Source organism: Solirubrobacter phytolaccae, from assembly GCF_027587195.1.
GTDB lineage: Bacteria > Actinomycetota > Thermoleophilia > Solirubrobacterales > Solirubrobacteraceae > Solirubrobacter > Solirubrobacter phytolaccae.
Genome location: NZ_JAPDDP010000078.1, coordinates 26,199 through 35,723, shown reverse-complemented (window position 1 = coordinate 35,723; position 9,525 = coordinate 26,199). Strand labels below are relative to the sequence as shown.

Below are 9,525 nucleotides of genomic sequence, written 5' to 3'. Positions count from 1 at the left end.
ACTTCGGGCACGGCGTCGACCGGCGCGGCGCCGGCCACGTCGGGCGCGACGGCGGCGGCGGGCGCCGGCAGTGCGCAGACGTCGCCCTCGCAGGCCGCGGCCGACGGATCGCCGAGCATCTCGAAGGCGCTCATGACGCCACGCCCGCGCGTTCGTCCTGGACCTGCTTGAGCGCGGCCGCGAACGTCTCCGGGGCCTGCGCTCCCGACACGCCGTACTTGCCGTCGATGACGAAGAACGGGACGCCGCGGATGCCGTAGCGCATGGCCTGCTCCTGGTCGGCGCGGACGGCCGCGGCGTACTCGCCAGTGGCGAGCGCGCGCAGGGCGTCCTCACGGTCCAGGCCGACTTCGGCGGCGAGGTCGGCGAGGTCCTCGTCGCGGCCGACGTGACGGCCCTCGACGAAGTAGGCGCGCAGCAGCCGCTCCTTCATCTCCACCTGCTTGCCCTGCGCCTTCGCGAAGTGCAGGAGCTGGTGCGCCTTGACGGTGTTCGTGTGCTGGAGCGCGTCGAAGTCGTAGTCGAGCCCGACCTCGGCGGCGATGCCCTTGACCTGGTCGAGCATCGGCCCGACCTGCTCGGCGGGCATGCCCTTGTGCGCGACCAGGAAGTCGATCGAGGAGCCCTCGAAGTCCACGGGCGTGTCCGGTGAGAGCTCGAACGAGTGGTACTCGACCTCGACCGGGATGCCCTCGGCGCCCGCCTCGAACTTGCGCTTGCCGATGTAGCACCACGGGCAGGCGATGTCAGACCACACGTCGACCTTGATCACGTCACTCATACTTCAGAAAGTATAGTGCCCCGGTCTGCGGGTTTCCCGCAGCCGAAACGCGCCCATTTCCGGACGGCCTGAGGCCTCCGAGACCCGACACTGATCTCAGCTACCAACTACCGCAGCAGAGAAGGGGTGAAGGGCCATGAGGAAGCTCTTCCAGTACGGCGGAATCGCCGCCAGCGTCGTCTTGATCGCGTTCGGCATCGGGTCGATCTACATGGGTGTCGACGGGCGTGGCTACGTCCGGGACAATCTGGCCGCCGAGAAGATCGTCGGCACCGAGGACTCGACCATCCCCGGCCAGCTCGTCGACACGGGTGCCGAGGCGCAGGCGTTCGCGAAGGTCATGCGCAAGCACACGCTCGAGTCCACCGGCGGCAAGACCTACAGCGAGATGGGTCGGTTCCTGACCGCCGACGGCAAGGACACCAACGACGAGGCCGCGGCCGCCAAGGACGACGCCGGCAAGCCGGTCGAGAACGGGCTCCGCAACCTCTGGGTGACCGAGACCGCGCTCACCACCGCCCTGAACACCGCGTACTTCGCCGAGCAGGTCGCCCTCTTCTCGATCGTCATGGGCGTCGCGATGCTCCTCGCGGGTGCCGGCTTCGGCGTCCTCACCGTCCGCGCCCTGGTCCCCGCGGAGACACGTGAAGGGAAGCAGGCGCAGGCGGGCCCTGCTGCGGTGACCTCCGCCTGACGCTCCGGGGATTCCCTCCACACCACCACCGCCGCTCCGGTCGCATGGCCGGGGCGGCGGTCGTCGTTCTCAGCGCTTGCCCTTGCGGCTCATGATCGTGAGGAACTGCTCCATCTCGATCGGCGGCGCGACCATCGGGGTGGGCGTGCGCTCGCGGGCGAGGCCGTCGACGAACAGCGTCAGCGTCCGCTCGTAGTACTCGGGCGCGACGTCGCGGGTGATCTCGGCGATCGCGCTGACCGCCTGGTGGATCATCGGGACGTCGAGCGCCGAGACGTCGTCGCGGAGCGCCCCGGCGGCCTTGGCCCGGTCCAGCAACTCGCCGGCGAGCGGCTGGATGATCGCGCGGAACTCCGCGACCTTCTCGCGCCCGCGGTCGCTGGAGAGCACGACGTCCTTCAGGCCGCGGTCACGGGCGTGCATCCGCGCCACCGTCACGACCCAGGTGCGGAACGCGTCCCACGGGTCCTCGATCTCGAGCGCGTCGTGCGCAGCCTGGATCATGCGCTCGAACTTCGTCACGAAGACGGCCTCGACCAGCGACTCGCGGTCCGGGAAGCGCCGGTAGAAGGTGCCGATCCCGACGCCGGCCGCCGCGGCGATGTCCTCGACCGCGACGTCCACGCCACGCTCGGCGAACAGGGTCTTGGCCGCCTCGACGATGCGCTGGCGGTTGCGCTCAGCGTCAGCGCGAAGGGGGCGGGTGGCGGTCATATGAGTGCCCAGGATAGACAAGTGGAAGCCGACCCTCCAGTTCTGCTAGCTTATGCCGATAACCGGAGATAGACCTTCCACTTCCTCCCCCCTCCCCAGATGCCTCCTCACTCAGATCCCAATCATTCGCGCCGCTGGCTGATCCTCGGGATCATCGCCGTCGCGCAGCTCATGGTCGTGCTCGACGCGACCATCGTGAACATCGCCCTGCCGAGCGCGCAGCAGGACCTTGGCTTCAGCAACGACTCGCGCCAGTGGATCGTGACCGCGTACGCGCTCGCGTTCGGCTCGCTGCTCCTGCTCGGCGGCCGCCTCGGCGACCTCTTCGGCCGCAAGTGGACCTTCATCGGCGGCCTGATCGGCTTCTCGGTCGCTTCCGCCGTCGGTGGAGCCGCTGACTCGTTCACCGTCCTCGTCGCTTCACGCGCCGCGCAGGGCGTCTTCGGCGCGATCCTCGCCCCGTCCGCCCTCGGTCTGCTCGCCACCACGTTCACCGACCCGGCCGAGCGCGGCAAGGCGTTCGGCATCTTCGGCGCGATCGCCGGCACCGGCGCCGCGATCGGCCTGCTGCTCGGCGGCATCCTCACCGAGATCCTGTCCTGGCGCTGGTGCCTGTACGTGAACCTGCTGTTCGCGCTGCCCGCCGCCATCGCCGCTTTCCGCCTGCTGGTCAACCAGCCGCACCCCGCGCGTCCGCGCATCGACGTCCCCGGCGCGCTGCTCTCGGCGGGCGGCCTGTTCGCGCTCGTCTACGGGTTCTCGAACTCCGAGACGCACTCCTGGGGTCACCCGATCACGATCGTGATGCTGGGCGCGGCCGTCGTCCTGCTCGGCGCGTTCTTCGCCGTCGAGCGCCGTGTGGCGCACCCGCTGCTCCCCCTGCGCGTGCTCGCCGACCGCACCCGCGGCGGCGCGTTCGCGGGCATCGGCATCGCCGGCATCGCGATGTTCGCGCTGTTCCTGTTCCTCACGTACTACATGCAGCGCACGCTGGGCTTCTCGCCGATCCAGACCGGCCTCGGCTTCCTGCCGCTGTCGGCGGCGATCATCGTCACCGCCAACGTCGTCAGCCAGCGCCTGCTCCCCAAGTTCGGCCCGCGCCCGCACATGGTCACCGGCATGGTGCTCGGCGCCGTGGCGATGCTGACGCTGACGCAGCTCGGCACCGACTCGGGCTACGCCACGCACGTGCTGCCGGCGCTGATCCTCATGGGCATCGGCATGGGCAACATCTTCCCGCCCGCGTTCCAGGCCGCGACCTTCGGCGTGGACCGTGCGGACACGGGTGTCGCATCCGCGATGGTCAACACCATGCAGCAGGTCGGCGGCTCGATCGGCACCGCGCTGCTGAGCTCGATCTTCGCGAGCGCGGTCACGTCGTACGCGAACAGCCACGCGCAGTCGCCGCAGCTGATCGAGACGGCCACCGTGCACGGCTACACCGTCGCGTTCTGGATCGCCGCGGCCGTCTTCGCCGTCGGCGCCGTCGTCGTCGGCGCGATCGTCCCGTCGGTTCGCCCCGCCGCCGCGCACGGCGCCGCGGCCGAGCCGATCACCGCGCACTAGCGTTTGTGGTTCCGCGAGCGGCTCGGCTTCGGTCGAGTACGCTCGCGCCCGTGGTCTATGAGATGCGGGTCGATCATCTGTTCCTGCGCCTGGACGGGCGGGTCTTCGAGGTGCTGTCGGATCAGTCCGACTACCAGCACCGCGTGCACGTCGACGTGGTCGGGTTCGCCATCAAGGGGCCGGACCGTCACGGGCGCTACAAGGTGCGGATCGGGATGCTCGACGGGGACGAGCTCCGGCTCGGCCCGACCCGCACGCAGTTCGAGCTCGAGGAGGCGCAGCTCGAGCGCTTCACCGCCCTCGTGGAGCTGGCGAAGGCCGCGCGCGACGCCGGCCCCGATCCGTGGTGATCACTCGACGTCGGTCTCGAGCGCCGTCTCCGAGCTGCGGAAGTTCATCACCTGCCAGCGGCCTTCCTCGTCCCGGATCTGGGTCTTGAAGTAGACGGGGCTGCCGCTGGTGCCGTCCATCGTGTAGACGAAGACGGCGATCTTCCCGTTCGCGGTGCTCGCGTTGATCGCCTTCGCGTCCGGCGAGGCCTTGTCCTTCGTGACGAGCGTGGAGAGGTTCTTCACCAGCGCGGTGAGGTCGGCCTCGGTCGTCGCGGCGCGGAACGACGGCCCCGTGAGCGCGTACGCCTTCGCGCCGTCGCCCGCCTGGATGGCGCTGATCAGCTGGTCCGACACCTTCTGCGCGTCCTTCGTCGACTCGTTCACGAGCAGGAACAAGCCTCCGACGAGGGCGATCACGACGGCCATCACCGCCGCGACCACGATCAGGATGATCCGGCCGGTGCGCCGCTTCTTGCGCGGCGGCGGCGAGTAGGGCGGTGCCGGTGTCGGCTCGGGCGCGGCAGTCATCCGCGGACCGTACAGCCACCGCTGCTAGAAGACAGCACCCAATGGGATGGGTCGTGCGGTTCGGGCCGCCACTGCTGCTGATGGCCGTGATCTTCTTCCTGTCGGCCCAGCCGGATCTCGGCACCGGGCTCGGCACCTGGGACACGATCTTGCGCAAGGGCGCGCACATGGTCGAGTTCGGGCTGCTGTGGCTTTTGTGGTGGCGTGCCTTGGGGCGGCGGCGCGCGCTCGCCGCGTTGATCACGCTCGCCTACGCCGCGAGCGACGAGCTCCACCAGCGCTTCGTCGACGGCCGTCACGGCTCGCCCGTGGACTGGCTGATCGACGCGACCGGCGTGGCGGTGGCGATCGCGCTCACCACCTACGTGACGACGCGTCGCACCCCGGCGTGAGGAGATCTCGTGCAGGTTCGCCGTGACGGAGCCGGCTGTACTTAACCCCGAGCGGTTCCAGTACGCGGTCGCGCGACAGGACCTCGAGACGATGGAGGACGAGGCCCACTCGGCCCGGCTTACGGGCGTGCTGGACGACCTCTCCCCCGACCAGGTGCGCGCGTTGACCGGCCAGCCCGAACGCGCCGAGGAGAGCTCGCGCACCTGGCTCTGGCATCTCGGCATGGTCAACGACTACATCGGGCCCGGCGACGCCGGAGACTTCCGCGTGCAGTTCGACCCGTCGTGGCAGCACGTGATCCGCGTCAGCGTCGAGTAGTGCGTGGGCTGCGTCGAGGTTCCTGATTGACGGCAACCTGGTCGGGGCACACGGCCGGCATGTCAACGACCGAGGAGCTCCAGAAGCGCTACGACGCCTGGGTGGATGCCGTTCTCGCCGGCGGCGAGATCTGGATCGTCGGAGACGACGAGCACAACACCGTGTTCGAGGACCCCGAGGAAGATCGCGACCTCAACCTGCTGTTCAGCTCGCGAGCCGACGCCGAGCGGCACCCAGAGCACGGACAGGTGCAGGCTCCGCCGCTTCCGCTCGCCGACTTCCCCGAGGTCCTCGACCGGGTGGAGGCACGAGGAGAAGGCCTCGCGCTGTGGCATGGCGAGAGCTGGATCGTCGCCGATCCCGGCCCACTTGCCGCTGAGCTACGCGAACGTCGCGGCCCGTAGCTCTGCTTTCCTCGCCGAAGCTGGGCGTGATCTTGGTACAGGACGGCTACCGATCCCGCGCGACGCGCGCCGTTGCCGCACGCCAGACGACTGGCACGCGGGCGCCCGACTTGACGGATCGCCGACGTATTTCCGAGCGCCCTTCGTGCTCTGTGTCGATCGAGCGCCCCAACGGCGACCCTGCAACTCACCAGGAGCTCGTATGCCCCGCCCGTTCAGCCGCATCCTCGTCGGCACCCTCACCGTCGCAAGCCTGATCGCCGCCGCCCCGGCCGCACAGGCCGCGCAGCCCGATCCCAACGAGCCGATCATCTGCGTCCGTTGCGGGGCCCTCACCCCGATCCAGCTCCCGGGATGGGTGGTCAACCCGCCGATCAAGCAGCTCGACATCGGCGCTGTCGCCCGCCCGTAGCGTCCACGGGTCGCCGCTCGCGCCGAAAAGGTCGCGGGCGGCGGACAACCCAGCCGATGCCTGGGCCTCGAGGTCTCAATCCGGGTCTGTGAGCGCCGCGCGGAGGTACCGCTCGGGAGCGTCGAGGAACCCGCGCATGAACTGCACGGCCTCGAGGTCGGCGTACTCGGTCTCGAGGAAGCCGGCGTCTGACAGCTCGTAGATACGCGCGTGCGGAATGGCGAGCAGGATCGGCGAGTGCGTCGCGATGATGAACTGCGCACCCTGTTGGGCCGCGCGGGCGATGACCGCGAGCAGCGCGAGCGCGCCGGTGACCGAGAGCGCGGCCTCCGGCTCGTCGAGGATGAACAGGCCCTCGCCGCCGAAGCGGTTGGTCGCCAGCGCGAGGAACGACTGCCCGTGCGACTGCTGGTGCAGCGGGACGTCGCCGTACAGCGAGAGGTCTGGGGAGAAGCGGTCCTTGCGATCGACGAAGGCCGCGACGTTGTAGAAGCTCTCGGCGCGCAGGAAGTAGCCGATTCGCGGCCGCGACCAGCGGTGCAGCACCGGCTCGACCAGCCCATCGAGGATGGGTCGCGCGACCGCCGGGAGCTCGCCGGCACGTTCGAGCTCACCGCCCTGCGCGTCAAAACCCATCGCCTGGGCGCACGCCTCGATCAGCGTGGACTTGCCGCTGCCGTTGTCGCCGGCGAGCAACGTCACGGGTTGGTCGAGCGAGAGGTTGTCGACGCCGGCGAGCACGTCCCACGGGAACCCGGTCGGCCAGCCCTCGTCCTCGTCGACGATCCGCTGGAGCCCGAGCAGGTACGGGCCGGCCCCGAACCGCCTGATGTCACGTCGGCGTTTGCTCACGTACGTCGATGGGGGATTCTGATCGACGGGCTAGGCACGTCGGCCGAGTCCGTGGACGAAGAACTCGCCTGTCTCGACAGCGCTCACGTCAAGGCCGTGTTCACGAAGATCTCGCGCAAGCCGGTCGGGCTCCAACGAGCGCTTGATGATTCGAAACGCCCGGCCGTCCTCGAGTCGCCTGAACTCGGTCGCACTGTCGCGATCGGCCAACTGCGAACCGTGAACGACGTTCCTCTCAGGGACCGCGCGTGCGGCATCCACGAGGAAGAAGCGGCCTCCGGGACGAAGCGCGTCGTGCACGCTGCGCCAGAACCGGTCGGCCTGGTTCTCGGGAACGTGCGAAAGCCAGAACGCAAAGAAGACGACGTCAAACGCTTGATCTGGCTGCCAGCTGAAGAGATCGTCAACCCTGAGCTCGACGTTGCGCTTGCCGGCATCCTGCAGCTTCGCCAGAGCGAGTTCGCGCATCTCCGGCGCTGCATCGACGCCGACGACTGTGGTCGCCGACTCCGCAAGACGGAGCGTCCATTCCCCCGTGCCGTAGGCGAGCTCGAGGACGTCTCCACGAGACGCAAATGCATCGAGTGCTGCAAACACACGATCGAGCTCAAGCCGCCATCGGGCATTGCGCTCTTCGCCCAAGTCATGGAGCCCTTCGCGACGGAACCACTTGTCGTACTCGCGAGCGCGAGCCCGGTAGTAGGCGAGTTGCTCGGCGAGAATCGGATCAGTGTTCGTCACAGCGCCACCGGATACGCGTCGGGACCTCGGAGGACGTCGGCACCGTATATCGATAAGCGTCCGCGGTGCGACGATTGCAGCATGAGGCCGCTCCTGCGCGAAGCAGTCGCGATGCTGGCACGCGCTCCGGAGGAACAAGCGGCCGCGGTTGCGGGCGCCTGCGTCGACGAACTCGCGCTGGACCTCGACGCACAGCCATGGCACGACGAATCAGCAGACGTGCGTGCTGCGCTCGACGAACTCGACGGGATGCTGGATGCGATGAGCGGCGAGGAGCACGCGCGCCTGTGGACGATCGACGCCCTCCACGGGGCCGAGTGGCACCAAGTGCGGCGGCTGGCACGTCGAGTGCTCGCACTGGACGGCGTTGAGCCGGCACCGTCGCCGCCTCACCTTCCAGGCGAGTAGCGCAACCGTCGAAGAGGGCCGCTTCGGGGCGCGTCAGCTGATCCCACCGTGGTCGACCGCCGCGATCAGTAACGCGGCGGAACCGTCGAGAAGCTGCGCTCTGCTGCTCCGTCGAGCCCGACGACGGACGCGCCTTCGCGGGTTAGGCTTCGCGCTTGCCCTACGACAGCCCATCCGAGTACGACGTGCAGATCACCGAAGTGGCAAACGCGCTCAGGTTGCCGTACGACCACACCATGCAGGATTGGGGCATCGAGTCTGCCGACGCGGAGCGGCTGGAGGAGTTCGTCGAGTTCGCTCAGCGTGAGCTCTCTGCCGCCTGGCATCCGGAAGTCGTTCGGGACGTCGTCGACCTGCTTCTGGAGTCCGCAGGAGACGCACTCAGCGAGGACCCCACCTTGGAACTCGCGCCACTACGCGAATGGCTTGCCGCGAACGTCGCGCAGCTCCAACGCGCTTTGGCGTACTGGATCGGGCTCGGACCGGAGGAGTGGCCGATCGTCGCGAAGCTCGAGGCCTGGGGTCTTCGGATCGTCTTTGCGCAGTGACCTCCTCCGATCCCGCGCAGAAGGCGCGAAATCGTCGAGAAGCGCCACTTGGCTGACCGCCGAGCAGAGCGGCGACCTAGGGGACCGTCAACTCCGCGCGCATCTGCGCCGCGAGTCGGTCGAGCGCTCCGGCCTCGAGTTCCAAGGGCGCGACAAGGTGCCAGTACCTCTCATTCTCGGTGAGGTCTGGCCCGAATCCAATCCACAAGGTCACGTGACCCGTGCCGTCGTGTGTCGCACGGAGTCGAAAGTCGTGCTCCATCGCTGAAAGCACCTTGTCGTGCACCCAGCCCCGCCAACTGCGAGCGAGGTCGTCGAAGAACTCCACGAGGCGCTCGGGCGTTTCTCCGGTCCAAAAGCCGTGTCGCGCAGTCAGCTCTGGCGTCCGCAGCTCAACGCTCCACCGGGCATCAAAGCCGGGCGATTCTTCGATCTCGATCGTCAGCCGTGATGCTGCGTCAAGGGACTCGATCTCTGCCCGAAGCACTGGATGGCGTGCGGTAGTCCAGCCCTCGTCGCTCGAGTGCTCGATTTCTCGGCCCAGGGCGGAGAGATCGAGCGCTCGGAGGCTGACGGGTTCAGTCGCCATTCAGCATACGTCCTCGCCAACCGGGAAGAAGCCCAGGACGCACTCGACGCCCTGCGGATACAGGTCGATCTCGGCGAAGCGACTTTCCGAAAGTCCAGTCAGAAGCTCAGGCAACCTTTCGACGAACGCGGACATGTCATAGCCGACGTCCACGCCCCAGCGCGGCCGGCCGAACCCCGAGATCAGCCCCACTCAGAGATATCGCGAAGGCGAGCGACGATCGTCTGTGCGAGATCCCGAACGTC

16 protein-coding genes are annotated in these 9,525 nt (G+C 68.4%); 9 read left to right on the top strand and 7 right to left on the bottom strand.

The window, feature by feature from the left end:
- Positions 1–130 precede the first annotated feature (130 nt).
- A complete protein-coding gene (locus OJ997_RS29765) occupies positions 131–781 on the bottom strand; it encodes a DsbA family oxidoreductase (RefSeq protein ID WP_270028994.1) in 651 nt (216 codons plus the stop codon).
- Between the two features lie 136 nt (positions 782–917).
- Between OJ997_RS29765 and OJ997_RS29760 the strand changes: the two genes are divergently transcribed.
- Positions 918–1,475, top strand: a complete 558-nt coding sequence (locus tag OJ997_RS29760; RefSeq protein ID WP_270028993.1) for a hypothetical protein — start codon at positions 918–920, stop codon at positions 1,473–1,475.
- Positions 1,476–1,544: 69 nt separating this feature from the next.
- Here OJ997_RS29760 and OJ997_RS29755 read toward each other — a convergent pair whose 3' ends face one another.
- Positions 1,545–2,189: a TetR/AcrR family transcriptional regulator gene (locus OJ997_RS29755; RefSeq protein ID WP_270028992.1), complete on the bottom strand. Its 645-nt coding sequence runs from the start codon at positions 2,187–2,189 to the stop codon at positions 1,545–1,547.
- Positions 2,190–2,288: 99 nt separating this feature from the next.
- Here OJ997_RS29755 and OJ997_RS29750 point away from each other — a divergent pair, with 99 nt between their 5' ends.
- Positions 2,289–3,755, top strand: a complete 1,467-nt coding sequence (locus OJ997_RS29750) for an MFS transporter (protein WP_270028991.1) — start codon at positions 2,289–2,291, stop codon at positions 3,753–3,755.
- Between the two features lie 50 nt (positions 3,756–3,805).
- On the top strand, positions 3,806–4,105 hold the full coding sequence (locus OJ997_RS29745; protein ID WP_270028990.1) for a hypothetical protein: 300 nt from the start codon (positions 3,806–3,808) through the stop codon (positions 4,103–4,105).
- Here OJ997_RS29745 and OJ997_RS29740 read toward each other — a convergent pair whose 3' ends face one another.
- On the bottom strand, positions 4,106–4,615 hold the full coding sequence (locus OJ997_RS29740; RefSeq protein ID WP_270028989.1) for a hypothetical protein: 510 nt from the start codon (positions 4,613–4,615) through the stop codon (positions 4,106–4,108). It lies immediately after the preceding gene.
- A gap of 41 nt (positions 4,616–4,656) precedes the next feature.
- On the opposite strand from OJ997_RS29740, the gene OJ997_RS29735 reads away from it, so the two are divergent.
- From OJ997_RS29735 to OJ997_RS29720, 4 genes are all read left to right on the top strand, one after another.
- A complete protein-coding gene (locus OJ997_RS29735; RefSeq protein WP_270028988.1) occupies positions 4,657–5,007 on the top strand; it encodes a VanZ family protein in 351 nt (116 codons plus the stop codon).
- Between the two features lie 22 nt (positions 5,008–5,029).
- The gene (locus tag OJ997_RS29730; protein ID WP_270028987.1) at positions 5,030–5,326 is read left to right on the top strand and encodes a hypothetical protein; all 297 of its coding nucleotides are present in this window, start codon (positions 5,030–5,032) and stop codon (positions 5,324–5,326) included.
- Positions 5,327–5,385: 59 nt separating this feature from the next.
- Positions 5,386–5,730 (top strand): hypothetical protein, encoded by a 345-nt coding sequence (locus tag OJ997_RS29725; protein ID WP_270028986.1) that lies wholly within the window; start codon positions 5,386–5,388, stop codon positions 5,728–5,730.
- Between the two features lie 202 nt (positions 5,731–5,932).
- Entirely contained in the window at positions 5,933–6,142 is a 210-nt protein-coding gene (locus OJ997_RS29720; RefSeq protein WP_270028985.1) for a hypothetical protein, read from the top strand.
- Positions 6,143–6,217: 75 nt separating this feature from the next.
- Here OJ997_RS29720 and OJ997_RS29715 read toward each other — a convergent pair whose 3' ends face one another.
- Together OJ997_RS29715 and OJ997_RS29710 are read right to left on the bottom strand one after the other, a co-directional pair.
- Positions 6,218–6,994: an AAA family ATPase gene (locus OJ997_RS29715; protein WP_270028984.1), complete on the bottom strand. Its 777-nt coding sequence runs from the start codon at positions 6,992–6,994 to the stop codon at positions 6,218–6,220.
- A gap of 30 nt (positions 6,995–7,024) precedes the next feature.
- Complete coding sequence (locus OJ997_RS29710; RefSeq protein WP_270028983.1) at positions 7,025–7,735, bottom strand: class I SAM-dependent methyltransferase; 711 nt, start codon at positions 7,733–7,735, stop codon at positions 7,025–7,027.
- 81 nt (positions 7,736–7,816) lie between these two features.
- On the opposite strand from OJ997_RS29710, the gene OJ997_RS29705 reads away from it, so the two are divergent.
- Positions 7,817–8,143, top strand: a complete 327-nt coding sequence (locus OJ997_RS29705; RefSeq protein ID WP_270028982.1) for a hypothetical protein — start codon at positions 7,817–7,819, stop codon at positions 8,141–8,143.
- Positions 8,144–8,298: 155 nt separating this feature from the next.
- Positions 8,299–8,691, top strand: coding sequence for a hypothetical protein (locus OJ997_RS29700; protein ID WP_270028981.1), 393 nt, complete (start codon positions 8,299–8,301; stop codon positions 8,689–8,691).
- A 76-nt stretch (positions 8,692–8,767) separates the two neighbouring features.
- On the opposite strand, the gene OJ997_RS29695 is transcribed toward OJ997_RS29700, so the two are convergent.
- Complete coding sequence (locus tag OJ997_RS29695) at positions 8,768–9,280, bottom strand: DUF6228 family protein (protein ID WP_270028980.1); 513 nt, start codon at positions 9,278–9,280, stop codon at positions 8,768–8,770.
- Positions 9,281–9,472: a hypothetical protein gene (locus tag OJ997_RS29690; protein WP_270028979.1), complete on the bottom strand. Its 192-nt coding sequence runs from the start codon at positions 9,470–9,472 to the stop codon at positions 9,281–9,283.
- Positions 9,473–9,525 lie beyond the last annotated feature (53 nt).

What these genes read in the sequence shown, in the direction of transcription:
- OJ997_RS29765 (WP_270028994.1), bottom strand. Translation starts at nt 781, where the DNA reads ATGAGTGACGTGATCAAGGTCGACGTGTGGTCTGACATCGCCTGCCCG.
- OJ997_RS29760 (WP_270028993.1), top strand. Translation starts at nt 918, where the DNA reads ATGAGGAAGCTCTTCCAGTACGGCGGAATCGCCGCCAGCGTCGTCTTG.
- OJ997_RS29755 (WP_270028992.1), bottom strand. Translation starts at nt 2,189, where the DNA reads ATGACCGCCACCCGCCCCCTTCGCGCTGACGCTGAGCGCAACCGCCAG.
- OJ997_RS29750 (WP_270028991.1), top strand. Translation starts at nt 2,289, where the DNA reads ATGCCTCCTCACTCAGATCCCAATCATTCGCGCCGCTGGCTGATCCTC.
- OJ997_RS29740 (WP_270028989.1), bottom strand. Translation starts at nt 4,615, where the DNA reads ATGACTGCCGCGCCCGAGCCGACACCGGCACCGCCCTACTCGCCGCCG.
- OJ997_RS29735 (WP_270028988.1), top strand. Translation starts at nt 4,657, where the DNA reads ATGGGATGGGTCGTGCGGTTCGGGCCGCCACTGCTGCTGATGGCCGTG.
- OJ997_RS29725 (WP_270028986.1), top strand. Translation starts at nt 5,386, where the DNA reads ATGTCAACGACCGAGGAGCTCCAGAAGCGCTACGACGCCTGGGTGGAT.
- OJ997_RS29720 (WP_270028985.1), top strand. Translation starts at nt 5,933, where the DNA reads ATGCCCCGCCCGTTCAGCCGCATCCTCGTCGGCACCCTCACCGTCGCA.
- OJ997_RS29705 (WP_270028982.1), top strand. Translation starts at nt 7,817, where the DNA reads ATGAGGCCGCTCCTGCGCGAAGCAGTCGCGATGCTGGCACGCGCTCCG.
- OJ997_RS29695 (WP_270028980.1), bottom strand. Translation starts at nt 9,280, where the DNA reads ATGGCGACTGAACCCGTCAGCCTCCGAGCGCTCGATCTCTCCGCCCTG.